Source organism: Mycolicibacter algericus DSM 45454 (assembly GCF_002086455.1).
GTDB lineage: Bacteria > Actinomycetota > Actinomycetes > Mycobacteriales > Mycobacteriaceae > Mycobacterium > Mycobacterium algericum.
Window position 1 is genome coordinate 87378 of the sequence record NZ_MVHC01000010.1, and the last position, 24819, is coordinate 112196.

At 69.7% G+C, this 24819-nt stretch carries 19 protein-coding genes; 10 read left to right on the forward strand and 9 right to left on the reverse strand.

The annotated features are described in order from the left end of the window. Window positions 1–15 precede the first annotated feature (15 nt). Entirely contained in the window at window positions 16–480 is a 465-nt protein-coding gene (locus BST10_RS12125; protein ID WP_013830131.1) for a tRNA (cytidine(34)-2'-O)-methyltransferase, read from the forward strand. A gap of 16 nt (window positions 481–496) precedes the next feature. On the opposite strand, the gene BST10_RS12130 is transcribed toward BST10_RS12125, so the two are convergent. The 3 genes from BST10_RS12130 to BST10_RS12140 are packed head-to-tail and all read right to left on the reverse strand — an operon-like array spanning window position 497 to window position 5485. Next, a complete protein-coding gene (locus BST10_RS12130) occupies window positions 497–1144 on the reverse strand; it encodes a nitroreductase family protein (protein ID WP_013830132.1) in 648 nt (215 codons plus the stop codon). A 16-nt stretch (window positions 1145–1160) separates the two neighbouring features. Beyond that, window positions 1161–2159 carry an MOSC domain-containing protein gene (locus BST10_RS12135; protein ID WP_049792922.1) on the reverse strand — a complete coding sequence of 333 codons (999 nt, stop codon included), beginning with the start codon at window positions 2157–2159 and terminating at the stop codon, window positions 1161–1163. Between the two features lie 41 nt (window positions 2160–2200). Continuing rightward, window positions 2201–5485, reverse strand: a complete 3285-nt coding sequence (locus BST10_RS12140) for an error-prone DNA polymerase (protein WP_013830134.1) — start codon at window positions 5483–5485, stop codon at window positions 2201–2203. 113 nt (window positions 5486–5598) lie between these two features. Here BST10_RS12140 and BST10_RS12145 point away from each other — a divergent pair, with 113 nt between their 5' ends. Further along, complete coding sequence (locus BST10_RS12145; RefSeq protein ID WP_041318576.1) at window positions 5599–6030, forward strand: MmpS family transport accessory protein; 432 nt, start codon at window positions 5599–5601, stop codon at window positions 6028–6030. After that, window positions 6027–8921 (forward strand): MMPL/RND family transporter, encoded by a 2895-nt coding sequence (locus BST10_RS12150; RefSeq protein ID WP_013830136.1) that lies wholly within the window; start codon window positions 6027–6029, stop codon window positions 8919–8921. Before BST10_RS12145 ends, BST10_RS12150 begins: the two co-directional genes overlap by 4 nt. A gap of 9 nt (window positions 8922–8930) precedes the next feature. Here BST10_RS12150 and BST10_RS12155 read toward each other — a convergent pair whose 3' ends face one another. Next, entirely contained in the window at window positions 8931–9803 is an 873-nt protein-coding gene (locus tag BST10_RS12155; protein WP_013830137.1) for a universal stress protein, read from the reverse strand. 71 nt (window positions 9804–9874) lie between these two features. Between BST10_RS12155 and otsB the strand changes: the two genes are divergently transcribed. Together otsB and BST10_RS12165 are read left to right on the forward strand one after the other, a co-directional pair. Beyond that, complete coding sequence (otsB, locus tag BST10_RS12160; protein WP_083037995.1) at window positions 9875–10981, forward strand: trehalose-phosphatase; 1107 nt, start codon at window positions 9875–9877, stop codon at window positions 10979–10981. A 40-nt stretch (window positions 10982–11021) separates the two neighbouring features. Continuing rightward, complete coding sequence (locus BST10_RS12165) at window positions 11022–12404, forward strand: acyl-CoA dehydrogenase family protein (protein ID WP_083037957.1); 1383 nt, start codon at window positions 11022–11024, stop codon at window positions 12402–12404. Between the two features lie 17 nt (window positions 12405–12421). On the opposite strand, the gene BST10_RS12170 is transcribed toward BST10_RS12165, so the two are convergent. Together BST10_RS12170 and BST10_RS12175 are read right to left on the reverse strand one after the other, a co-directional pair. Continuing rightward, entirely contained in the window at window positions 12422–12643 is a 222-nt protein-coding gene (locus BST10_RS12170) for a hypothetical protein (RefSeq protein ID WP_083037996.1), read from the reverse strand. 59 nt (window positions 12644–12702) lie between these two features. After that, window positions 12703–13572, reverse strand: a complete 870-nt coding sequence (locus tag BST10_RS12175) for a MaoC/PaaZ C-terminal domain-containing protein (protein ID WP_083037959.1) — start codon at window positions 13570–13572, stop codon at window positions 12703–12705. 91 nt (window positions 13573–13663) lie between these two features. Between BST10_RS12175 and BST10_RS12180 the strand changes: the two genes are divergently transcribed. The 3 genes from BST10_RS12180 to BST10_RS12190 are packed head-to-tail and all read left to right on the forward strand — an operon-like array spanning window position 13664 to window position 17421. Beyond that, complete coding sequence (locus tag BST10_RS12180; protein ID WP_013830142.1) at window positions 13664–14380, forward strand: histidine phosphatase family protein; 717 nt, start codon at window positions 13664–13666, stop codon at window positions 14378–14380. 43 nt (window positions 14381–14423) lie between these two features. Then, window positions 14424–16448 carry an SDR family oxidoreductase gene (locus tag BST10_RS12185; RefSeq protein ID WP_083037961.1) on the forward strand — a complete coding sequence of 675 codons (2025 nt, stop codon included), beginning with the start codon at window positions 14424–14426 and terminating at the stop codon, window positions 16446–16448. 10 nt (window positions 16449–16458) lie between these two features. Next, window positions 16459–17421, forward strand: a complete 963-nt coding sequence (locus tag BST10_RS12190; RefSeq protein WP_013830144.1) for a nucleoside hydrolase — start codon at window positions 16459–16461, stop codon at window positions 17419–17421. 87 nt (window positions 17422–17508) lie between these two features. On the opposite strand, the gene BST10_RS12195 is transcribed toward BST10_RS12190, so the two are convergent. The 3 genes from BST10_RS12195 to guaA all read right to left on the reverse strand — a co-directional run bounded on the left by BST10_RS12195 (window position 17509) and on the right by guaA (window position 21660). Beyond that, window positions 17509–19098 (reverse strand): DNA polymerase Y family protein, encoded by a 1590-nt coding sequence (locus BST10_RS12195; protein ID WP_083037963.1) that lies wholly within the window; start codon window positions 19096–19098, stop codon window positions 17509–17511. A gap of 11 nt (window positions 19099–19109) precedes the next feature. Continuing rightward, window positions 19110–19805 carry a hypothetical protein gene (locus BST10_RS12200; protein ID WP_083037965.1) on the reverse strand — a complete coding sequence of 232 codons (696 nt, stop codon included), beginning with the start codon at window positions 19803–19805 and terminating at the stop codon, window positions 19110–19112. A gap of 241 nt (window positions 19806–20046) precedes the next feature. Then, complete coding sequence (gene guaA / locus BST10_RS12205; RefSeq protein WP_193374394.1) at window positions 20047–21660, reverse strand: glutamine-hydrolyzing GMP synthase; 1614 nt, start codon at window positions 21658–21660, stop codon at window positions 20047–20049. A gap of 42 nt (window positions 21661–21702) precedes the next feature. Here guaA and BST10_RS12210 point away from each other — a divergent pair, with 42 nt between their 5' ends. Both BST10_RS12210 and BST10_RS12215 read left to right on the forward strand, forming a co-directional pair. Continuing rightward, entirely contained in the window at window positions 21703–22452 is a 750-nt protein-coding gene (locus BST10_RS12210) for a beta-phosphoglucomutase family hydrolase (RefSeq protein WP_041320142.1), read from the forward strand. Then, the gene (locus BST10_RS12215; protein WP_013830149.1) at window positions 22449–24809 is read left to right on the forward strand and encodes a glycoside hydrolase family 65 protein; all 2361 of its coding nucleotides are present in this window, start codon (window positions 22449–22451) and stop codon (window positions 24807–24809) included. The genes BST10_RS12210 and BST10_RS12215 overlap by 4 nt, the downstream gene beginning before the upstream one ends. Window positions 24810–24819: the final 10 nt, after the last annotated feature.

Consider the following 24819-nt stretch of genomic DNA (forward strand, 5'->3'; position numbering starts at 1 on the left):
GTGCCACCATCAGTTGTGTTCAAAGTGTTGTTCCACTCACCGCGCATCCCGCCCAATACCGGCAACGCGATCCGGATGGTGGCGGCCACCGGCGCGGAGCTGCATCTGGTGGAGCCGCTGGGCTTCGATCTGTCCGAACCCAAACTGCGCCGCGCCGGGCTGGACTATCACGACCTGGCGGCGGTCACCGTGCACGCGTCGTTACCCGACGCCTGGGCGGCGCTGATGCCGGCACGGGTGTTCGCCTTCACCTCGCACGCCGACACCTCGTTCGCCGACGTGTGCTACCGGGCCGGTGATGTGCTGATGTTCGGCCCGGAGCCCGACGGGCTGGACGCGGCGACGCTGGCCGACCCGCACATCACCGGGCAGGTGCGTATCCCGATGCTGGCCGGCCGGCGCTCGTTGAACCTGTCCAATGCCGCCGCGGTCGCGGCCTATGAGGCGTGGCGCCAGCACGGCTTCCCCGGCGGGGTGTGAGGCGAACGGCGTGCGATCACCACGTGTCCCAGTGCGCCACCTGCTCGGCCGGCAGCCGCTTGGCCGGTTTGAAGTCGGTGCCCTTGGTGTAGGCGATCGGAAACAACCCGCCCTGGCTGTACTTGTCGTGCGGGATGCCGAGAACGTCGGCGGCCTGCTTCTCGCCGTCCTCGAGCAGGTGCAGCGTCGTCCAGCAGGAGCCCAGCCCGCGGTTGCGCAACGCCAGGCAGTAGCTCCACGCGGCCGGGAACAGCGACGCCCAGAATGACGCGCTGAGCCCCAGCGGCGCGTTCTCCACCCGGCCCTCCAGGCACGGGATCATCAGCACCGGCACGTCCTGCATGTTCTCCATCAGGTACCTGGCCGAGTCACTGACGAATTCCATCCGCTCGCCGCGCACATCACCCTCGCCGTAGTCGGGCTTCATCCGGTCCAGGTAAGGCAGGGCGTTGGCGCGATAGATGTCGGCGATCGCCTGCTTGCGGACCGGGTCGGTGACGAACATCCACTGCCAGCCCTGGGCGTTCGAGCCGGTGGGTGCCTGCAGGGCGATCTCCAGGCATTCCATCAGCACCTCGCGCGGAACCGGTTTGTCCAGGTCGAGTCGCTTGCGGACGGATCGGGTGGTGGTCAGGACTTCGTCGGCGGACAAGTTGAGGTTCATCTGTGCAGGCTAGCTGCTAATTCTGCTGGAGTTTCAGACCGCGCGTGATCGCCGTGGTACCGGCCTTCATCAGCAGGCGTTTGACCCGCATGGCGCCCGCTCCAGCGGTGGCGGCAAGGAGCGAACGATCTGACGGGACGAAATCAAGCGGATCGCCCTCGCGGAGTTCCCCGCTTCGGATAACCGTTCCGTAGACGCCGAGGCAGTGATTGGTGTGGGCGGCGATGCTGCGGGTGATCTGCCGGTCGCGGCGCAACTCCGGCTGGGCGTGCGACGGCATCACGCAGCGGACGGTGGGCAGCAGTGGTTTGAGGGCGGCCAGCGGCGCGTGCAATGTGCCCCCGCACCAGTCGGTCTCCGGATGGTCGGAAGTCCCGGAAGTGCTAGCCGCGTCCACCAAGATCGTGGGGCGAAAGCGCCGAACGTCGAAGTCGGAACCCGGGGTCAGCCCGGTCATCGTGCGCAGGGTCTGCTCGGTGATCACGTGCACCGGATAGGCATCGACATAGCTGCCGACCGGGGTGATGTAGCGGCTCAGCTCGGCGAGTTTCTTGACCGGAAACATCGACAGATCCGGGAGTGGTTCGCCGGCGTCGAGACCGAAGTAGTTGTGCAGATCGGCCGCGCTGGCCATCTGCCCGCGATACTGATCGCGATCCTCGATCGGTGGCAGCGGCCGCAGTTCGACGTCTCGGTCGAGGTACGACGACAGCGCGGCGTGGACTTCCGGATCGGAACTGGAGATCTCGCTGCCGTCGGGGAATCCGATAAGCACCTCCGGCGCGTGGCCGGGGCCGGCTTCCGGTGGCGGCGGCAGCGCATACCGCGCTGTGCACAACAACAGCCCCGCCAGGCGCTTGGCGCTGGTGGTCGCATTCTTCTCCAGGTCGCGGACCGCCCACGTCCGGTCCGCGTGGAGGCCCAGTTTGCCGACCCCGGCGGTGCTGACGCGCTGTCCGCCCATGGATTTCACCGGGTAGCGCCAAATTCCGCTGATTCGACCGACCGCATGCATACTCTGCAGAGCCTAATCGGCCGGCGCGGGACAGCCCGGCGTCACCGGAAGTCCCGAGAGCGCGACCCCACCGCCAACTCGAGGGCGCCCAGTCGCTCGGCCAGCACGGTGATCGCCCCGCTGGCGTTCTGCACCCGCCCGCGGATCAGCAGTGCCGTGGCGGTCTGCGCCAGCCGGCGATGCCGCGTCCACACCCCCGGCGTGCACAACACGTTGACCATCCCGGTCTCGTCCTCGAGGTTGACGAACGTCACCCCGCGCGCGGTCGACGGCCGCTGCCGGTGCGTCACCGCGCCGGCCACCAGCACCCGGGTGCCGTCGGGGACGCCTGCCAGCCGGGTGGCCGGGATGACTCCGATCGCGTCGAGGTCGGCGCGCAGGAACTGGGTCGGGAAGCTGTCCGGCGAGACCCCGGTGGCCCATACGTCGGCGGCCGACAGCTCGATCTCGCTCATGCCGGGCAGTTCCGGAGTGTGCCCATCGCAGCCGGACACTCCCACCCCGGGCAACCGGTCCGGCCGTTGTCCCGCTGCCGAGCCGGCCGCCCACAGCGCCTCGCGGCGCGACATGCCGAATCCGCCGAACGCCCCGGCGGTCGCCAACGCTTCGGCCTGCGGCGTCGAAAGTTGCACCCGAGCAGTCAGATCCAGCATCGACGCGAACGGGCCATGGGCCGCACGATCGGCCACCAGCCGCTCAGCCAGGTCGACACCGATACCGCGGACGGCCCCCAACCCGAGCCGTACCTGCAGGCCGGCCTCCTCCAGCGTGGCGTGCGCCAGGCTGGCGTTGACGTCCGGGCCGTGCACGACGACCCCGTGCCGACGGGCGTCGGCGACCAGCGACTGCGGCGAATAGAAGCCCATCGGTTGCGCCCGCAGCAGGGCGGCGCAGAACGCTGCCGGGTGATGCAGCTTGAACCAGGACGAGTAGAATACCAGCGACGCGAAGCTCATCGCGTGGCTCTCCGGGAACCCGTAGTTGGCGAAGGCTTCCAGCTTCTCGTAGATCCTCATCGCCACCGCACCGGTGATGCCGTGGCACTGCGCCATGCCGTCATAGAACCGGTCTCGCAGCCGGCGCATCCGCTCCGGTGACCGCTTGGATCCCATCGCGCGCCGCAACTGGTCGGCCTCCCCCGCGGTGAAACCGGCGCAGTCCACCGCCAGCGTCATCAGCTGCTCTTGAAACAACGGAATTCCCAGGGTTTTCCGCAGCGCACGCTCCATACACGGATGCTCGTAGGTCACCGGGTCGACGCCGTTGCGGCGGCGAATGTAGGGGTGTACCGACCCGCCCTGGATCGGCCCGGGGCGGATCAGCGCCACTTGCACCACCAGGTCGTAGAACACCCGCGGGCGCAGCCGCGGCAGGGTGGCCATCTGCGCGCGCGACTCCACCTGGAACACCCCCACCGAGTCGGCGCGGGCCAACATCTCATACACCGCCGGTTCGGACAGATCGATCGCGGCCAGGTCCACCTCGATGCCCTTGTGCTCGGCAACCAGGTCGATCGCGTAGTGCAGCGCCGAGAGCATGCCCAGCCCCAGCAGATCGAACTTCACCAAACCGATGGCCGCACAGTCGTCTTTGTCCCACTGCAGCACACTGCGGCCGGGCATCCGCGCCCATTCCACCGGGCACACGTCGGCGATCGGGCGGTCACAGATCACCATGCCGCCGGAGTGGATACCCAGATGCCGTGGCAGGTCGGCGATCTGGGTGGCCAGGTCGATCACCGGGCCGGGAATACCTTGGATATCAGCGTCTTCGGCGCGGTGCAATGAGCCCCAGCGGCCCAGCTGCTTACTCCAGGCGTCCTGCTGCCCCGGCGAGTAACCCAGCGCGCGGGCCATGTCCCGCACGGCGCTGCGGCCCCGGTAGGTGATGACGTTGGCGACCTGGGCGGCGTGGTCGCGGCCGTATTTGTCGTAGACGTACTGGATCACCTCTTCGCGCCGATCCGACTCGATGTCGATATCGATGTCGGGTGGGCCGTCGCGGGCCGGGGATAAGAACCGCTCGAACAGCAGCTCATTGGCCACCGGGTCGACCGCGGTGACGCCGAGGGCGTAGCAGACCGCGGAGTTCGCCGCCGACCCCCGGCCCTGGCACAGGATGTCGCTGTCCCGGCAGAACCGGGTGATGTCGTGCACCACCAGGAAGTAGCCCGGAAAGCCCAGCTGCGCAATGACTTCCAGTTCACGCTCGATCTGAGCGTAAGCACGCGGGGCACCCGAGGGCGGGCCGTAGCGCTGTTCGGCGCCGGCCAGGGCCAGCCGCCGCAGCCAGCTGTCCTCGGTGTGTCCGTCCGGGACGGCAAACGGCGGCAGCCGCGGGGCGATCAGCGCCAGCGGAAACGCGCATCGTTCGCCGAGCTCGGCCGCCGCCGGCACCGCCGACGGGTGCGCGGCGAACAACCGGGCCATCTCGGCGCCGGAACGCAGATGCGAACCGCCCAGCGGGGCCAGCCGGCCGGCGGCGGCATCCAGGGACTGTCGGGCGCGGATCGCCCCCATCGCCATCGCCAGTCGCGCCCGCGACGGCCCGGCGAAATGCGCAGCGGTGGTGGCCACCACCGAGACCCCGAACCGGGGCGCCAGCGCGGCCAGCGCCGCATTGTGCTCGTCGTCGTAAGGATCGCCGTGCCGGGTCAGCTCGACGCTGACCCGCGCGGCCCCGAACCGGTCCACCAGGTCGGCCAGCGCCGTGGCCGCGGCATCCGGCCCGCCGGCGGCCAGCGCCTGGCGGACGTGGCCCTTGCGGCATCCGGTCAGGATGTGCCAGTGCCCGTCGGCCGCCTCGGTCAGCACGTCCAGATCGAAACGCGGCCTGTCCTTCTCGCCGGCCAGGTGCGCGGCGGCGATCTGCCGCGACAACCGCCGGTAGCCCTCCGGGCCGCGGGCCAGCACCAGCAGGTGCGGGCCGGGCGGGTCCGGGTCGTCGGTGCGCGCGCCCGGCCCCAGCGACAGCTCGGCGCCGTAAACGGTGGCGATCTCCTGCCCCGCGGCGGCGAGCTCCGCGGCCGCCTCGGCGAACCGCACCACCCCGTATAGCCCGTTGTGGTCGGTCAGCGCGATCGCCCGCAGGCCCAGCCGGGCGGCCTCGACGACCAGCTCCTGCGGGGTGCTGGCCCCGTCCAAGAAGCTGTACGCCGAGTGCGCGTGCAACTCGGCATAGGGAACCGTCGGGCCGCGCGGCGGCGGGCGCTCGGGCCGCGGCTCCGTGGGCTCGCGATCAGCCGACACACCACGGGTGTGACGAGGCTTACCATCGAGCACTCGCTCCATTTCCGCCCAGCTCGGCGGGCCGCTTCCCCAGCCCATACCCGACAATCTATCGAACATATGTACGAGACGCTTGGGTGGAGTGTGAAAAAGAACTTTGATGCACTAATCTGTGTCAGGTTCCGACACGATGCGAAAGGCCCACTGCTTTCATGTTCGGCGTTGTCAGACGCACGTGGTTACCCCTGCTCATCGTGATGGTTCTCTTGGTGGGGGGGTTCGTCGTGCATCGCATTCGCGGCTACTTCGGCGGTGATGACAGCGGCAGCAGCGCCGCGCCGTTCGAGGACACCAAGCCGTTCCACCCCAAGGTGGTGGTCTACGACATCTTCAGTCCGGACGGGACCTACGCCGACATCAACTATCTGGACCTGGAGGCAACGCCGCAGCGGGTCGACGGCGCCAGCCTGCCGTGGTCGCTGACCCTGTCGACCACCAACCCGGCGGTGAGCCCCAACATCGTCGCGCAAGGTGATGGCAGCACCATCGGCTGCCGGGTCACCATCGACGGCGAGCTCAAGGACGAACGCGTCTCCAGCAGCCCCGTGAGCGCCCAGACCTTCTGCATTGTGAAATCAGGATGAGCAAACACATCAGCGACGACACCCCGACCGAAACGCTGCCGGCGGCGCAGCCGCCGCACCGCGGCGCCATCGCGACATGGATCCGCCGGCTGGCGGTGCCGGTCATTCTGATCTGGGTGGCCATCACCGTGGTGGTGAACGTCATCGTGCCGCAACTCGACGAGGTCGGCGCGATGCGCGCGGTATCGATGGCCCCCAAAGACGCCCCGTCGATGATCTCGATGATGCGCATCGGCAAGACCTTCGATGAGTTCAAGTCCGACAGCTCGGCGATGGTGGTCCTCGAAGGCGACCAGCCGCTCGGCGATGAGGCGCACAAGTACTACGACGAGCTGGTCGCCAAGATGGCGGCCGACACCGAGCACGTCGAGCACATCCAGGACTTCTGGAGTGACCCGCTGACCGCGGCGGGGTCGCAGAGCCCGGACGGCAAGGCCGCCTACGTGCAGGTCTACCTGGCCGGCAACATGGGCGAGACGCTGGCCAACGACTCGGTCAAGGCCGTCCAGAAGATCATCGCCGACACCCCCGCACCGCCCGGCGTGCACGCCTACGTCACCGGCGGGGCCGCCCTCAACGCCGACCAACACATCGCCGGCGACAAGAGCCTGAAGGTGATCACCGCGCTGACGTTCGCGGTGATCATCGTGATGCTGCTGAACTTCTACCGGTCGATCGGCACGGTGCTGCTGGTGCTGGGCATGGTGGTGTTCGAGTTGAGCGCCGCGCGCGGCATCGTGGCCGTGCTCGGCTTCTACAACATCATCGGGCTGTCGACGTTCGCGGTGAACCTGCTGGTGACGCTGGCCATCGCCGCGTCGACGGACTATGCGATCTTCCTGCTCGGCCGCTATCAAGAGGCCAGAGCGCTCGGCGAGGACAAGGAGTCGGCGTTCCACACCATGTATCACGGCACCGCGCACGTGATCCTGGGCTCGGGGCTGACCATTGCCGGTGCGACCTTCTGCCTGTCCTTCACCCGATTGCCCTACTTCAAGTCACTGGGTGTCCCGCTGGCGATCGGCATGGTGGTGGTGACGTTCGCGGCGCTGACCTTCGGCGCCGCCGTGGTGGCAGTCGCCAGCCGCTTCGGGATGCTCGAGCCCAAGCGGGCGATGCGGATCCGCGCCTGGCGGCGGCTCGGCGCGATGATCGTGCGCTGGCCGGGGCCGGTGCTGGTGGCCACCACCGGGGTCTGCCTGGTCGGGCTGCTCACCCTGCCGGGGTATGAGACCAACTACAACGACCGGGAGTACATGCCGGATTACGTGCCGGCCAACATCGGCTACGCCGCCGCCGACCGGCACTTCTCCCAGGCCCGGATGAACCCGGAACTGCTGATGATCGAGGCCGACCACGACCTGCGCAACCCGGCTGACTTCCTGGTCATCAACCGAATTGCCAAGCGGGTGTTCGAGGTACCGGGCGTCGGGCGGGTGCAGACCATCACCCGGCCGCTGGGCACCCCGATCGAACACACCACGATCCCGTTCGCGATCAGCATGCAGGGCACCACTCAGCAGCTGAACATGAAGTACCAGCTCGACAGCATGCGAAACATGCTGAAAATGGGCGAGGACATGCAGGTCTCCGTCGACAGCATGAAGGCGATGCTGGAAGTGACCCGGGAGATGTCGGTGACCACCGACGCCATGGCCCAAAAGATGCACATCATGCTCGGCGACATCCAGAAGTTGCGCGACGAGATGGCCGACTTCGACGACATGTGGCGCCCGATGCGCAGTTACTTCTATTGGGAGCCACACTGTTTCGACATCCCGATCTGCTGGTCGATCCGGTCCATCTTCGACATGATGGACGGCATCGACGCGATGACCGAGGACTTCGAGCTGGTGCTGCCCGACATCGACAACCTCGCTCGGCTGATGCCCAAGATGCTCGAGATCATGCCGCCGATGATCGAGACCATGGAGAACATGCGGACCACCCAGCTGAAGATGCAGTCCACCATGGAGGGCCTGCAACTGCAGATGGAGAAGATGATGGAGGGCCAGAACGCCATGGGCAAGGCGTTCGACGACTCCAAGAACGATGACTCGTTCTATCTGCCGCCCGAAGCGTTCGACAACCCCGACTTCAAGCGCGGCATGAAGATGTTCCTGTCCCCCGACGGGCATGCGGTGCGGTTCATCATCAGCCACGAGGGCGATCCGATGTCCCCGGAGGGCGTCAGCCACATCGTGCCGATCAAGAACGCCGTGCACGAGGCGCTCAAGGGCACCCCGCTGGAGGGCTCCCGGGTCTACCTCGGCGGCACCGCGGCCATGTTCAAGGACATGAAGGACGGGTCGGCCTGGGACCTGATGATCGCGGGCATCGCCTCGCTGTGCCTGATCTTCATCATCATGCTGCTGATCACCCGGGCGATCGTGGCCTCGGCGGTGATCGTCGGCACCGTGCTGTTGTCGCTGGGCACCTCATTCGGGATATCGGTGCTGGTCTGGCAACACATCATCGGACTGCATCTGCACTGGATGGTGCTGGCGATGAGCGTGATCATCCTGTTGGCGGTGGGTTCGGACTACAACCTGCTACTGGTCTCCCGGATGAAAGAGGAGATGCACGGCGGGCTCAAGACGGGCATCATCCGCGCCATGGGCGGCAGCGGCTCCGTGGTCACCTCGGCCGGTCTGGTGTTCGCGTTCACCATGATGTCGATGCTGGTCTCCGACCTGCGGGTGATCGGACAGGTGGGCTCCACCATCGGCCTGGGCCTGATCATCGACACCCTGGTGATCCGCTCGTTCATGACGCCGTCGATCGCCGCGCTGCTGGGCCGCTGGTTCTGGTGGCCGCAGCGGGTGTGGACGCGGCCCAGCCCGATCGCCCAGCAGGTTGCGCCGACCCCGGTGTCCGTCGGCCGCGACTGACCGCGGGCGTCACTTCTGCGGGCGGACGACGAGCACCGGCGCGTGCGCTGACTGCACCACCGCCTGGCTCACCGAGCCCAGCAGCATGCCGGTGAAGCCGCCGCGGCCGTGGCTGCCCACCACCACCAGCTGGGCCTGCTTGGACTGCTCGATGAGTTGGTCGGCCGGCCGGTCACAAACCACCACGCGGCGCACCGTGACGTCGGGATAGCGCTCCCGCCAGCCCGCCAGCCGCTCGGCCAGGGCCAACTCCCCGTCCGATGCCATCGCGGCCAGGTCGATGCCGGGGAAATCCAGCATGCCGCTGTCGTGCCAGGCGTACACCGCCACGAGTTCCACCCCCCGCAACGACGCCTCCGCGAACGCCACTTCGGTGGCGGCCTCCGACACCGGAGAGCCGTCGATGCCGACCACCACCGGCGCGGTGTCGGAGTGCGGGTCGCTGTCCGGGTGGGGTTCGTGGATGACCACGACCGGGCAGTGCGCGTGCCGCACCAGTGACGAGCTGACCGAGCCGAGCAGACTGCGGCGCAGCAGCCCGTGGCCGCGGGACCCGACCACCAGCCTGGCGGCGTCGCGGGTGGCGTCCACCAGCATCGGAACCGTCGACCCCACCACGATCCGGGCGTCGACCCGCAGGTTCTCGCCCTGCGTCTCGGCGATTGCGACGGCTTCCCGCAGATGGCGTTCGCCCTGCTCCTGCTGCCACTCGGTGTAGCCCGGCGGCATCGGCGTCTCGGGGAACGTCATCACCACCGGCGGGGCCAGTACGTGGACCAGCGTCAGCGGCAGGTTGTGCAGGGCGGCGGCGCGGGCCGCCCATTCGACCGCGGCGTTCGACGACGGCGATCCGTCGACACCGACCAGGATTGCAGGGTTCACCCCTCCACGCTAAGCGGTATGACACCGTGGTGACCAGCCAAGCGTCCAGCTGGAGGAAGGCGGACCAGAAGTTGCCCATCACGATCGACCCGCGGCGGCACGACGCGGTGCTGTTTTGTCTCGACGCCGACACTGAAGCACTCACCAAGGCCCTGATCCGACGGCTGCAGCAGGCCGGGCTGCGCACGCAACCGGTGGCGTCGAGCGCGCAGCTGGTGGCCGCTGCCGCCGGGCTGGGTGTGCGGCCGGGCCGCAGCGTGGTGCTCACCGACTCCGACGCGGACGTAACCGCCGCGCGTGGTGCGGGTTTCGCCCTGGTCGTCGGCGTGGGAACCGACGGCGGCGACGCGGTGGTGGCCGAGCCGGGCCAGATCGAGGTGCGTACCGGTGATCGGCCGATGTCGGCGCTGGCCGACGCGATGACCGCGCCGGAGCTGAGCGAGCTCACCGATCCGGCGGTGTTCTTCGACTTCGACGGCACGCTGTCGGACATCGTCGAGGATCCCGACGCGGCCCGGCCGGTCGCCGGTGCGGTGGAGGCGTTGGCCGCGTTGGCCGCCCGCTGCCCGGTCGCGGTGCTGTCCGGGCGGGACCTGGACGACGTGCGGGCGCGGATGGGCCTGGCCGGGATCTGGTATGCGGGCAGTCACGGCTTCGAGCTGACCGGGCCCGACGGCGCCCACCATCAGAACGACGCCGCCGCCGACGCGGTGCCGGTGCTGGCCGGTGCCGCCGCGTCGCTGCGCGAGCAGATCGGGACGATACCGGGAGTCGTGGTGGAGCACAAGCGATTCGCCGTCGCGGTGCACTACCGCAACGCGGCCCGGGATCGGGTCGGCGAGGTGATGGCGGCGGTGCGCGACGCCGGGCGGCGGTTGGGGCTGCGGGTGACGACCGGTCGCGAGGTGATCGAGTTGCGCCCGGAGATCGACTGGGACAAGGGCCGCACGCTGCACTGGATTCTGGAGCGGCTGGGCACAGTGACACCGCTGTTCCTCGGCGACGACATCACCGACGAGGACGCGTTCGACGCGGTCGCTGATCTGGCGGGTGCCGGAATCCTGGTGCGGCACAGTGACGATGGCGACCGCGCCACCGCGGCCCGGTTCGCACTGGACAGCCCGGCCCGGGTTGTCGAGTTCACCGCGCGGCTGGCCGGCAGGCTCGGCGCCGGGTAGCGGGACGTTTGGCCGATCGGCGAACGGGCAACTCCCGCCCATGACCTTCGATCTCAGGCCGACCGCGGCGCAGCACGATCTGGCGCGCCGCACCCATCAGTTCGCCGAGTCCGTCATCCGTCCGGTCGCCCTCGACTACGACCAGCGGCAGGAGTTCCCGTGGCCGGTGTTGGAGGAAGCCGCCCAGCAGGGCTTCTACAGCCCGTTGTTCTACCGGGATCTGATCGGGGACTCGACGGGCCTGTCGATGCCGATGTTCATGGAGGAGCTGTTCTGGGGTTGCGCCGGAATCGGGTTGGCGATCGTGATGCCGGCGCTGGCGCTCTCGGCGATCGGTCAGGCCGCCTCCCCCGAGCAGCTGCTGGAGTGGGCGCCGGAATGCTTCGGCACGCCCGGTGACCTCAAGCTCGCGGCCCTGGCGATCTCCGAACCCGAGGGCGGTAGCGACGTACGCAACCTGCGCACCACGGCCCGCCGCGACGGCGACGATTGGGTGATCGACGGGCACAAGATGTGGATCGGCAACGGCGGCATCGCCGACGTGCACGTGGTCAACGCCGTCGTGGACGAAGATCTCGGTCATCGCGGGCAGGCGTTGTTCATCGTGCCCGGCGGCACCCCCGGCCTGGAGTTGGTGCGCAAACTCGACAAGCTGGGCTGCCGGGCGTCGCACACCTCCGAGTTGCGTTTCGATGGCGTCCGGGTACCGCAGGCCAATCTGCTGGGCGGGCAGGAAAAGCTCGACCACAAGCTCGCCAAGGCTCGCGAAGCCGTTGCGGGCGGCACGTCGTCGAGGTCGGCGACGCTGGGCACCTTTGAGCAGACCCGGCCGATGGTCGCCGCGCAGGCCATCGGCATTGCCCGCGCCGCAACGGAATACGCTACCGGCTACGCCACCCGGCGGGTCGCGTTCGGCGGCCCGATCATCGACAATCAGGGCATCGCCTTTCCGCTGGCCGAGCTCGCCACCGCGATCGACGCCGCGCGCCTGCTGACCTGGCGGGCGTCGTGGATGGCGGCCAACGGGATCGCGTTCGGCCGCGGCGAGGGGTCGATGTCGAAGCTGGCGGCAAGTGAGGTCGCGGTGCGGGCCACTGAACGCGCGATTCAGACCTTGGGCGGCTGGGGCTACATCACCGATCACCCGGTGGAGAAGTGGTATCGAGATGCCAAGTTGTACACCATCTTCGAGGGCACCAGCGAGATACAGCGGATCGTGATCTCGCAGGCGCTGGGCGCCTCGGAGGGCGCTCCGCCGCTGCATGTCGAGATCGAGCCGTCCGGCGGCCCGCTGAACCGGATGTTCGGCCGCGGCACCCCGGTTCGCACCCGCGCGGCCAGTGCCGCACTGGCGATGCAGGACCGGATCCCCGATCCGGTGATGCGACTGGCGATGAAAGTGCTGCGGCCCCCGCGCCCGTAGCCCGTGCGCTGAGAGCCTTAGGCGTCCTCGCCGGCCATCCGCAGCCCGGTGGCCAGGCCGTCCACCCAGATCGAGACCATCAGCTCGAGTACCGGCGGGTGATTCGAGGGCATGAACATCTTGATGAGCTTGCCGACGCGGGCGTGGGCCAACTTCTGAAAGTCACGGTCATCGAGCTCCGGGAACTCCAGATACTCACTGCCTGGCTGCGCGTTCTCAGCGGCCGTGTACGCGTCCATGGCCACATCCGATCAAGCCCCGGAACGTTACGGAAGGGACGGAAGTCCCCAACGGGCGGTCAGCCCCGGTACTCCGCGGCACCGTCGTCGAGCACCACCCGCGCGTTGGCGCCGTCGGGGCCGGCGGCCTCGGTGCGGAACACCGCCCTACCCGGCTGGGTCCGCCAGATCGAGGTGGTCAGCGTCTCGCCGGGGAACACCGGTTCGGTGAAGCGTGCCGTGATCGCGGTGACCTGCTCGGCGTCGCCGCCGCCGAGTTCGGCAACCAGCGCACGGCCGGCGAAGCCGTAGGTGCACAACCCGTGCAGGATCGGCTTGGGGAAACCGGCCAGCGTGGTGGCGAACCAGGGATCGCTGTGCAACGGGTTGCGGTCGCCGGAGAGCCGATACAGCAGCGCCTGGTCCTCGCGGGTCGCATAAGCCACGCGCGCATCCGGCTCGGAATCCGGAATCTGCGGAGCCACCGGCCGCTGCCCCGGCTCCCCGCCGAAACCACCGGCCTTGCGGATGACCAGAGTGGTCAGCGTCTCGGCGATCGGCTCGGAGGTCGTGGGGTCGGTGCCGCGCGCCCGCAGCATCACCACGGCATTCTTGCCCTCGCCCTTGTCCTGGATGTCGGCGACCTCGGCGACCACCTGCAGGCTTCCGGCGGCCGGCAGCGGCGCGAACAACCGCACCTCCTGCGAGCCGTGCAGCAGCATCGCCGGGTTGAAGGTGCCGATCTTGCCGGCGGCCGCGAAGCCCAGGCAGCAGACCACGGCGAAGGTGGGCAGCACCTGCTGAGGGATGCCGTGGCTGTTCTCGGTGGTGAACGCTAGGTCGGCTGTCCCGGCGCCGACGCCGAGCGCATACAGCATGGTGTCGCGATCGGTCCATTCGACCAGCACCGGATCGGTCGTCGCGCCGACGGCTGTCGGATCCAGTGCCATGGGTTCTCCTCACCGCGATCGTGGGCGGATACGCCCCACCATTTCAGCAGAACCGGCCCCGTCGGCACCCCCGACACGGCAGGCTGTCGCCATGGGGAAGCGTATCTGGAATCGCACCGGCACGGTGTTCGCGATGTTGGCCGCCGCCCTCGCCGCAGTCCTGGTGCTCGGGGGTTGTTCGGGGACACCGCATACCCGCACCATCACTTTGACGTTGATCCGCCATGGCGAATCGGAAGCCAACGCCGCCGGGATCATCGACACCACGGTGCCCGGCCCAGGGCTGACCGAGAAGGGCCGCGCGCAGGCTCAGGAGATCGTGGATCAGCTGTCGCGCAACCACTACGACGGCGTCTACGCCTCCTCGATGGCGCGCAGCCAGCAGACCGCCGCGCCGCTGGCGCGCGAACTCGGCCGTCAGGTGCAGATCCTGCCCGGGCTGCGGGAGATCGACGCGGGCTGGTTCGCCGACAAGCAGAACACGGTGGTCAACGCGACCTATCTGCTCGCCCCGCAGGCCTGGATTCACGGTGACCGGACCGCGGCCATACCCGGCTCGATCGACGGCAACCAGTTCAACGACGAGTTCAGCGCCGCGGTGCAGCGGATCTATGACAGCGGAGACGCCAATCCGGTGGCGTTCTCGCACTCGGCGTCGATCATGGCGTGGACGCTGATGAACGTCAGGAACCCGCGGGATGAGCTGATGACCGACCACCCGCTGCCCAACATCGGCCGGGTGGTGATCAAGGGCAGCCCGAGCACCGGCTGGAAGCTGGTGGACTGGGACGGAATTCGGGCGTTCTGAGCGCACGGTTGACGTGGTGGCCGTGACAGGCCACCATGACCGGATGCGCTATGTCGTTACCGGCGGTACCGGATTCATCGGGCGACGGGCGGTGTCCCGTCTGCTGACGACCAAACCCGACGCGCAGGTGTGGGTGCTGGTGCGCCGCGAGTCGCTGGGCCGCTTCGAAGCGCTGGCCTCGCAACCCGGCCAAGCCTGGGGCGAGCGGGTAAAGCCGCTGGTCGGCGACCTGACGGCGGAGAACCTCGGGCTGACCGACACGGTGATCGACGAGCTCGGCAGCATCGATCACGTGCTGCACTGTGCGGCGATTTACGACATCACCGCCGGCGCGGCCGAACAGCAGGCGGCCAATGTCGAGGGCTCCCGCGCGGTGATCGGGCTGGCGAAGCGGCTCGATGCCACCTTGGCGCACGTGTCGTCGATCGCGGTGGCCGGCGACTACGCCGGCGAGTTCACCGAGGCCGACTTCGACATCGGACAGGCGCTGCCGACGCCGTATCACCAGACCAAGTTCGAGGCCGAAGCGCTGGTGCGCTCGACGCCGGGGCTGCGCTACCGGATCTACCGCCCGGCGGTGGTGGTGGGTGATTCGCGCACCGGCGAGATGGACAAGATCGACGGCCCGTACTACTTCTTCCCGCTGCTGGCCAGGCTGGCGGCGCTACCCCGACTCACCCCGATGGCCGTGCCCGACACCGGACGCACCAATGTCGTCCCGGTCGACTACGTGGTAGACGCGCTCGTCGAGTTGATGCACGCCGACGGGTATGACGGGCGTACCTTCCACCTGACGGCGCCGAAATCGATTGGGCTGCCAGACATCTACCGGGCCGTCGCGGCCGAGGCGGGGCTCCCGCCGCTGCGCGCCAAGCTGCCCGGCGCGGTAGCGGCCCCGGTGCTCAACGTCGGCGGCCGGGCGCGGGTGTGGCGCAACATGGTCGCTACCCAGCTGGGCCTGCCCGCCGAGGTACTCGACCTGGTGAACCTGCGGCCGACATTCATCGCCGACGCCACCCGGGACGCGTTGCGAGGAACCGGTATCGAGGTCCCGCGGTTCGCCGAGTACGCGCCTCGGCTGTGGCGATACTGGGCGCAGCAGCTGGATCCCGACCGCGCCCGCCGCGGTGATCCGGCCGGACCACTGGTCGGCCGCCACGTCGTCATCACCGGGGCGTCCAGCGGCATCGGCCGGGCCTCGGCGATCGCCGTCGCCGAGCGCGGCGGTGTCGTCTTCGCGCTGGCCCGCAGCGGCGAGGCGCTGGATGAGTTGGTGGCCGAGATCCGCGCCGCGGGCGGGCAGGCCCACGCGTTCAGCTGCGACGTCACCGATTCGGCGTCGGTGGAGCACACCGTCAAGGACATCCTGGGCCGGTTCGACCACGTCGACTACCTGGTGAACAACGCCGGCCGGTCGATTCGCCGCTCGGTGGCCAGTTCCACCGATCGGCTGCACGACTACGAGCGCACCATGGCGGTCAACTACTTCGGCGCGGTGCGGATGGTGCTGGCGCTGCTGCCGCACTGGCGAGAACGCCGGTTCGGGCATGTCGTCAACGTGTCGAGCGAAGGGGTGCTGGCGCACAGTCCCCGCTACAGCGCCTATGTGCCCACCAAGGCCGCGCTGGACGCGTTCGCCGATGTGGTGTCGACCGAGACGCTCTCAGACCACATCACGTTCACCACCATCCACATGCCGCTAGTGGCCACCCCGATGATCGCGCCGTCGCGAAAGCTGTTGCCGGTCGGGGCGATCAGCGCCGAGCACGCGGCGGCGATGGTGGTCCGCGGCCTGATCGAGAAGCCGGACCGGATCGACACCCCGCTGGGCACCCTGGCCGAGGCGGGTAATTACGTCCTTCCCGGGCTGGCGCGCCGGGTGTTGCACCAGGTCTACCTGGGTTACCCGGACTCGGCCGCCGCGCGCGGCGTGGCACCGGCCACTGCGGCGCAACCACCTCGGCAATCCTCCCGCAGGCCGAAGCGGCCGGCTCGGGCGATCACCAGGGTGCGGGTGCCCCGTCCGGTCAAGCGGGCGGTCCGGCTGGTGCCGGGCGTGTACTGGTGATCGTGCGGTCGTGACGCTGCCGGTCTTCGCCGACGTCGACACCGGCGTCGATGACGCCGTTGCGCTGGTCTACCTGCTGGCCGACTCGCGGGCCCGGCTGGTGGGTCTGGCAGCAACCGGCGGAAACGTTGCGGTGCAACAGGTCTGCCGCAACAACCTGGCCCTGCTGGAGTTGTGCGGGGCGAGCGGCATTCCGGTGTCGCGGGGCGCCGAGGCACCGCTGAACGGACCGGTCCGCACCGCGGAGGCCATTCACGGGCCGCAGGGACTGGGGTATGCCGAGCTGCCGCCGGGCAGCGGCCGGCTCACCGGATACGACGCCGCGGCGGCGTGGGCCGCCGCCGCGCGGGAACACCCCGGGCAGCTGGTCGGGCTGGTGACCGGCCCGCTGACCAACCTGGCGCTGGCGCTGCGGGCCGAGCCCGCACTGCCCACGCTGCTACGCCGGCTGGTGATCATGGGCGGCGTGTTCTCCGGCGAGCGGGCCGACCGGGCCGAGTTCAACATCGGGTTCGATCCCGAGGCGGCCGCCGAGGTGTTCTCGGCGTGGGCGGCTGTTGCGCCGCAACGGCTTCCACTGGTATGCGGGCTGGATCTGACCCAGCGCATCGCGATCACCCCGGCGATCCTGGCACTGCTGCCGGCTCCGACGGACAGCCCGGTGGTCCGGTTGCTCCACGACGCACTGCGGTTCTACTTCGAGGCGCACGATGCCCGGGGGCACGGGTACCTGGCGTATCTGCACGATCCGCTGGCCGCGGCGGTCGCGCTGGAACCCGGCCTGGTGACCACCCGGCCGGCCGCGATACGGGTTGTGCTCACACCCGAGGCGGAGCGCGGGCGCACGATTCCCGACTGGAACGCGCGCCAGCCCAACGCGCTGATCGGCGTGGGCGTCGACCCGGCGGCGTTCTTCGACCGGCTCGTGCAGCGAATCGGCACGTTGGCCCGCCGGACCCCGCCGAGCGTGTAACCACTGCGATTCGGGGCGAGTTTTTTCGCAGTGAGTACACGTTCGGCGAAGAAAGCCGGGAAGGAGACGTGCGAAGGCCCAGCCGGGTCACTCATAGCTGCCCTCCAGGTACCACCGCCGCAGCCGGTAGCACAGCAGCAGCGCCGCACCGGGCGCGCCGGCCGGGCCGTCCAGCAGCGCCTGAACCCGGGCGGTGCGCCCTGCCCCCGGCCCCTCCCGCAGCGGATCCCACCACCGCTCGTCGACCGGCCAGGGCCCGGCCCACCAGCGCAGCCGCTCATCACGCCCCCGGGCCACCAGCCATACCGGATCGGCCGAGAACAATCCGCGGCCGGTCACCCGGATCGGGTTTCGTTCGGCGTCAAGCAGTTCCACCGGATCATCGAGCAGCACCGCCGGCGAGGGCTCGGGGAGCCGGCCGGGCCACGGCTGGCGCGGGTCGGCCAGCGGCACCGGCTCATCCCCCAGCGGGGTCAAGGTGATGCGCTCGGCGGGGCCACGGCCACCGGAGAGCACCGGCACCCGCACCGCCTCCGGGCCGAGCAGGCCCTGCACCCGCACCAGCGCCCGGCGGGCCCGCAACCGGTCCTCCTCACCGAGCCCGCCCCACAGTGGTAGTTGCAGCGCCTCGGTCGCCGATGCCACCTCCACCGGCTGCAGCCGCAGCAGCGTCACCGGGCCGGTGGGCCGGTCGGAGGTGGCGCGGCTGTTCAGCCAGCCGTCCAGTTGCCAGCGCACCCGGTCGGCGGTGGCGTCCTCGGTCAACGGCTCGGCGCACCGCCACACTCGGGTCAACTCGTCACCGGTGGCGGTGACGGCGTGAATGGCCAGTCGGGTGCAGCCGACGCCGGCGGCCATCAGGGTGCGGTGCAGCACGCCGGCCAGCGACCGGCCGGCGAACGCCGCGGCGTCGACCCGGTCGATCGGCGGATCGCAGTGCAGCACGGCGTCCAGATCCGGAGTGGGCCCCCGCCCGGACGGCCCGCGCTCCGGCTCGCCGCGGGCGAATCGGTGCGCGGTCAGCGCATCGGAGCCGAACCGCGATGTCACGTCCGGGCGTGGTAGCGCGGCGAACTGCCCTATGGTCCGGATCCCCAACCGCCACAACAGGTCCACGAGACCATCGCGTCCGGGGCCGGACAGGCTGGGCTCGGCGGCCAGCTGCCGGATCGACAGCGCCGACAGGAACCGGGCGTCCCCCCCGGGTGGCACCACGGCGCCGGCGCGTGCCGCGAGCACCGCGGCGGAGAGCCCATCGGCGATCCCGACCTGGCATTCGACATCGGCGGCGGCCACCGCGTCGACGAGGCGTTCGGCGGCTTGCTCCTCGGAGCCGAAGGCCCGGACCGCACCGCGCACCGACACCACCAGCAGACCGGGCCGTAGCACCTCGGCGGCCGGCACCAGGTCGTCGACCGCGGCCAGGACCGGCTCGAACAGCCGGGCATCGCGATCGGTGTCGGCGGCCACCACATGCAGCGGCGGACAGCGGGCCGCCGCCTCACGGCGCCGCAGCCCACGCCGCACCCCGGCCGCGCGGGCACCCGCCGAGCAGGCGATCACCCGGTTGGCCAGGGTGACGGCGATCGGCGCGGTGGCCGGCAGACCCGCCGCGACCGCCGCGGCGACTGCGGGCCAGTCCATGCACCACAGCGCCAGCACTCGAGAGTCGGCCATGAGAAGACCAGCTACCCGGCCCTGGTTCGTCCGACCGCGCCCTGCAGCGCCCGCACCTCGAGCCGCACCGCGCCGATCCGCCCGAAGCCCGGGCGCGCCGCACAGCCCCCGCTTGCCACCTCGTAGCCGCTCACCCGGGCGTCCAGCCGCAGCGCCGCACCCTGCCAGTCACCGCCGGAGATCAGCAGGGCGCAGCCCCGGTGGCGGGCCCGGGCCAGCACCACCCGGGTGCGCGCCGGCGGCACGTGGCGGCCGCCCAGGCCGAGCACCACCAGATCCATGCCGTCCATCAGCACCGTGGCCACCTCTACCGGATCGTTGCCGGGGTCGGGGATCACCGCGAGCCGGCTCAGATCGGCGCCCATCTCCGCTGCGGCCAGCAGGCCGGTGTCCGGCTGGGCGACGATGGCCGCGTTACCGCCGGCCGCCGTCACCGCGGCCACCATGCCCAGCGTCAACGAGCGGGCTCCCGACAGCACCGCCACCGTGCCCCGCGGCAATCCCGCGGGCAGCACCCCGGCCAGCAGCGGCGGGACCGGCAGCGCGGCCTCGAAAGCCTGGGCAGCCGGAGCAGCCGAGACCACTCCCCGCCGCCCGGCGCCTACTTTCCCGGCCACCGCCGCCATCTGCCGGCGCAGCTGTTCCAGCTGGTCAGCTCGATTTTCAGGGCTGCTGGGACGTTGCCCCAAGTCCACCGCCGCCGTCATGATCGCCTCCGGGAAAACTCGCCTCAGTTCGAAACTGTGTTCGATAGGCCCGAGTGAACACTTCCCCACCGACAACCGTCAAGCCGGGCGGATCAGGCGTCCCGCGCGTCACATCCGCACCGCATCAGCAGACTTCGGGAACGGCCCCGGTTGTCGCTCAGCGGGGCAACAGCGACCGTGGCTTGCTGCTGTGGCAGCTGAGGCGGATGTGTCCACAGCGTGGAAAGTGACGGGTGTGTGTCTACTCCCACTCGATGGTGCCGGGCGGTTTGCTGGTGATGTCCAGCACGACGCGGTTGACCTCGGGCACCTCGTTGGTGATCCGGGTGGAGATGCGCTCGAGCACCTCGTAGGGCACCCGGGTCCAGTCGGCGGTCATGGCGTCCTCGCTGGAGACCGGCCGCAGCACGATCGGATGCCCGTAGGTGCGGCCGTCGCCCTGCACCCCGACCGAGCGGATGTCGGCCAGCAGCACCACCGGGCACTGCCAGATCTGATGGTCCAGACCGGCGGTAGTCAACTCCTCGCGGGCGATCGCATCGGCCTGACGCAGCGTCGCCAGCCGCTGGCCGGTGACCTCGCCGACGATCCGGATGCCCAGCCCCGGCCCGGGGAACGGTTGGCGCGCCACGATCTCCTCCGGCAGCCCCAACTCCCGTCCGACCGCGCGCACCTCATCTTTGAACAGCAGCCGCAACGGCTCGACGAGGGCGAACTTCAGGTCATCCGGCAGCCCGCCGACGTTGTGGTGGCTCTTGATGTTCGCGGTGCCGGCGCCCCCGCCGGATTCCACCACGTCCGGATACAGCGTGCCCTGCACCAGGAACTCGACGTCCCCTTCAGCGGCGTGGTCTACCAGGGTGTCTCGCACCGCACCCTCGAAGGCACGAATGAACTGCCGCCCGATGATCTTTCGCTTGCCCTCCGGGTCGGACACCCCCGACAGCGCGTCCAGGAACGTCTCGGCGGCGTCGACCGTGATCAGCTTCGCCCCGGTGGCGGCGACGAAGTCCTCCTGCACCTGCTCGCGCTCCCCGGCGCGCAACAACCCGTGGTCGACGAACACACACGTCAGCCGGTCCCCGATGGCGCGCTGCACCAGCGCCGCGGCGACCGCGGAATCCACCCCACCGGACAACCCGCAGATGGCGTGCCCGTCACCGATCTGCTCACCCACCTGCGCGATCAGGGCGTCGGCGATGTTGGCCGGCGTCCAGGACGCGTCGATCCCGGCGAACTCGTGCAGAAACCGGCTGAGCACCCGCTGCCCGTACGGGGTGTGGATCACCTCCGGGTGGTACTGCACCCCGGCCAGCCGACGGGTCCGGTTCTCGAACGCGGCCACCGGAGCGCCCGCGGTGCTGGCCACCACCGCGAACCCGTCCGGTGCCCCGGTCACCGCATCGCCATGGCTCATCCACACCGGCTGGGAAGCCGGGAAGCCCGAATGGAGTTCGCCGCCGGACACTTTCAGCTCGGTGCGGCCGTACTCACTGGTTCCGGTGCGCTCGACGGTGCCGCCGAGGGCGGCCGCCATCGCCTGGAAGCCGTAGCAGATGCCGAACACCGGGATGCCGAGGTCGAACAGCGCCGGATCGAGCCGGGGGGCGCCGTCGGCGTAGACACTGGCCGGCCCGCCGGACAGCACGATCGCCCGCGGTTCACGCGCGGCGATCTCCTCGACGGTCGCGGTGTGCGGGACGACTTCGGAGAACACCCGCGCCTCCCGGACCCGGCGCGCGATCAGTTGGGCATACTGCGCGCCGAAGTCGATGACCAACACGGGGCGAGGCGATGGAGACGACACCACAGAGAGCTTAGTGGCGGCAAACTCAACCGATCCGACGGTAGGCATGGTGAAGTGGACACAGCCCGATCCGGAAGGGAGCAGTTCATGGTGCTGGGCCTGCCCGAAACGGTGCGCGCCTGCCTGTTCGACCTCGACGGTGTGCTCACCGACACCGCCAGCGTGCACACCAAGGCATGGAAGGCCATGTTCGACGCCTACCTGGCCCAGCGCGCCGAACGCACCGGCGCGCCGTTCGTGCCGTTCGACCCGATCGACGACTACCGGCGATTCGTCGACGGCCGCAAACGCGACGACGGGGTGCGCACCTTTTTGGCCAGCCGCGACATCGTGCTGCCCGACGGCGGCGACGACGACCCGCCCGACGCCGAAACCGTGCACGGCCTGGGCAACCGCAAGAACGCGGCGTTCCTCACGGCGCTGCAGGCCGACGGGGTGGACGTGTTCGAAGGGTCGCGGCGTTACCTGGCGGCGGTCACCGCGGCAGGGCTGGCCACCGCGGTGGTGTCGGCCAGCGCCAACGCCGGCGAAGTGCTGGCGATCACCGGCCTGGAGAAGTTCATCGCGCTGCGCGTCGACGGGGTGACATTGCGCACCGAACACATCGCCGGCAAGCCGGCCCCGGACTCGTTCCTGGCCGCGGCGCAGCTGCTCGATGTCGCTCCCGGCGCGGCCGCGGTGTTCGAGGACGCACTGTCGGGGGTGGCGGCCGGCCGAGCCGGCGGGTTCGGTTTCGTGGTAGGCGTGGATCGGGTAGGTCAGGCCGAGGACCTGCTGCGCCACGGCGCCGACGTCGTTGTCACCGATCTGGAGGAACTGTTGGGAGAGCAGGCCGAATGATTCCTGAGGACTATTTTCCGATCGAACCGTGGCAGATCCGCGAAATCGGGCTCAACCTGGATCTGCTCGGGCAGACCGAAGCGCTGTTCACGCTGTCCAATGGGCATATCGGCTTGCGCGGCAACCTCGACGAGGGCGAGCCGTACGGCCTGCCCGGCACCTACCTGAACTCGTTCTACGAGGTGCGGCCGCTGCCCTACGCCGAAGCCGGGTTCGGCTATCCGCAGGCCGGGCAGACCGTCGTCAGCGTGACCAACGGCAAGATCCTGCGGCTGATGGTCGACGACGAGCCGTTCGACGTCCGCTACGGCGAACTGGTCGACCACGAGCGCATCCTGGACATGCGGGCGGGCACCCTGACCCGCCGGGTGCACTGGCGCTCCCCGGCCGGCAAACAGGTCAAGGTGCACTCGACCCGACTGGTGTCGCTGTCGCAGCGCAGCGTCGCGGCCATCGAATACGTCGTCGAGGCGGTCGACGAATTCGCGCGTGTGACAGTGCAATCCGAGCTGGTCGCCAACGAGGACCAACCGCCGACCTCCGGTGACCCGCGGGTCGCGGCGATTCTGGAGAACCCGCTGGAGGCCGTGGAGCGGGAGAACACCGACCGCGGCGCGGTGCTGGTGCACCGCACCCGGGCCAGTGACCTGATGATGGCCGCGGCCATGCACCACGAGATCGAGGTACCGGGCCGGGTCCAGGTCAACACCATGGCGATTTCCGACGTGGCCGCGACCACCGTGGTGTGCGGGCTGCGCCCGGGACAGAAACTGCGGATCATCAAGTACCTGGCCTACGGCTGGTCCAGTGAGCGGTCCCGGCCCGCGCTGCGCGACCAGGCGATCGCGGCGCTGACCGGCGCCCGCTACAGCGGCTGGCAGGGGCTGCTGGATTCCCAGCGGGCCTACCTCGACGACTTCTGGGACGGCGCCGACGTCGAGGTCGACGGCGATCCCGACTGCCAGCAGGCGGTCCGTTTCGCGCTGTTCCACATCCTGCAGGCCAGTGCCCGCGCCGAACGCCGGGCGATCCCCAGCAAGGGACTGACCGGCACCGGCTACGACGGCCACACATTCTGGGACAGTGAGAGTTTCATCATCCCCGTGCTGACCTACACCGCGCCGCACGCGGCGGCCGACGCGCTGCGCTGGCGGTCCTCGACGCTCGACCTGGCCCGCGACCGGGCCACCGAACTCGGGCTGGCCGGGGCGGCGTTCCCGTGGCGGACGATCCGCGGCCAGGAATGCTCGGGGTACTGGCCGGCCGGCACCGCCGCCTGGCACATCAACGCCGACATCGCCGCGGCGTTCGAGCAGTACCGGCTCGTCACCGGGGACGGCTCGCTGGAGGCCGAGTGCGGGCTGGAGGTGCTGGTCGAGACCGCCCGGTTGTGGCGGTCGCTGGGTCACCACGACCGGCACGGGGTGTGGCACCTGTCGGGGGTGACCGGCCCCGACGAGTACACCGCGATCGTCCGCGACAACCTGTTCACCAACCTAATGGCCGCCCACAACCTGCGCACCGCCGCCGACGCGTGTGCCCGCCACCCCGATGCCGCCCACGAGTTGGGGGTCACCAACGAGGAGATGGCCGGCTGGCGGGATGCCGCCGACGCGACGCACATCCCCTACGACGAGGAACTCGGCGTTCACCCGCAGTGCGAAGGCTTCACCTCCGCCGCGGAGTGGGACTTCGACAACCGGACCACCTACCCGCTGTTGCTCAACGAGCCCTACGTGCGGCTGTACCCGGCCCAGGTGGTCAAGCAGGCCGACGTGCTGCTGGCCATGCACTGGCGAAGCCACGCGTTCACCCCCGAGCAGAAGGCCCGCAACGTCGACTACTACGAGCGGCGCACGGTGCGGGACTCGTCACTGTCGGCGTGCACCCAGGCGGTGATGTGCGCCGAGGTGGGGCACCTGGAGCTGGCCCACGACTACACCTACGAGACGGCGTTCGTCGACCTGCGCGATCTGCACGACAACACCCGCGAGGGACTGCACCTGGCGGCACTGGCGGGGACCTGGCTGGCGCTGGTGGCCGGCTTCGGCGGGCTGCGCGACGACCAGGGCGTGCTGTCACTGAACCCGGCTTTGCCGGAGGGGATCTCACGCCTGCGATTCCGGTTGCGCTGGAAGGGGTTCCGCGTGACGGTCAGCGCCACCGACGACGAGGTCAGCTACACCCTGCGTGACGGCCCGGACGGCCGGCTGACGATCCACCATGCCGGCAAGGAACTCGAACTGAGCACCCAGGCGCCCACCACGGTGCCGGCATGCCCGCGCGAGCCGCTGCTGCCGCCACCGATTCAGCCGCCCGGCCGCGCGCCCGCCCACCGGCGCCAGTTCGCGCGGTAGGTGTACAGCT

Excerpts from the sequence above, each read along its gene's own strand:
- BST10_RS12165 (WP_083037957.1), top strand. The coding sequence starts at position 11,022 with ATGACCTTCGATCTCAGGCCGACCGCGGCGCAGCACGATCTGGCGCGC.
- BST10_RS12175 (WP_083037959.1), bottom strand. The coding sequence starts at position 13,572 with ATGGCACTGGATCCGACAGCCGTCGGCGCGACGACCGATCCGGTGCTG.
- BST10_RS12180 (WP_013830142.1), top strand. The coding sequence starts at position 13,664 with ATGGGGAAGCGTATCTGGAATCGCACCGGCACGGTGTTCGCGATGTTG.
- BST10_RS12150 (WP_013830136.1), top strand. The coding sequence starts at position 6,027 with ATGAGCAAACACATCAGCGACGACACCCCGACCGAAACGCTGCCGGCG.
- BST10_RS12130 (WP_013830132.1), bottom strand. The coding sequence starts at position 1,144 with ATGAACCTCAACTTGTCCGCCGACGAAGTCCTGACCACCACCCGATCC.
- BST10_RS12145 (WP_041318576.1), top strand. The coding sequence starts at position 5,599 with ATGTTCGGCGTTGTCAGACGCACGTGGTTACCCCTGCTCATCGTGATG.
- BST10_RS12200 (WP_083037965.1), bottom strand. The coding sequence starts at position 19,805 with ATGACGGCGGCGGTGGACTTGGGGCAACGTCCCAGCAGCCCTGAAAAT.
- BST10_RS12215 (WP_013830149.1), top strand. The coding sequence starts at position 22,449 with ATGATTCCTGAGGACTATTTTCCGATCGAACCGTGGCAGATCCGCGAA.
- guaA (WP_193374394.1), bottom strand. The coding sequence starts at position 21,660 with ATGCCTACCGTCGGATCGGTTGAGTTTGCCGCCACTAAGCTCTCTGTG.
- BST10_RS12135 (WP_049792922.1), bottom strand. The coding sequence starts at position 2,159 with ATGCATGCGGTCGGTCGAATCAGCGGAATTTGGCGCTACCCGGTGAAA.
- BST10_RS12140 (WP_013830134.1), bottom strand. The coding sequence starts at position 5,485 with ATGGGCTGGGGAAGCGGCCCGCCGAGCTGGGCGGAAATGGAGCGAGTG.
- BST10_RS12185 (WP_083037961.1), top strand. The coding sequence starts at position 14,424 with ATGCGCTATGTCGTTACCGGCGGTACCGGATTCATCGGGCGACGGGCG.
- BST10_RS12195 (WP_083037963.1), bottom strand. The coding sequence starts at position 19,098 with ATGGCCGACTCTCGAGTGCTGGCGCTGTGGTGCATGGACTGGCCCGCA.
- BST10_RS12170 (WP_083037996.1), bottom strand. The coding sequence starts at position 12,643 with ATGGACGCGTACACGGCCGCTGAGAACGCGCAGCCAGGCAGTGAGTAT.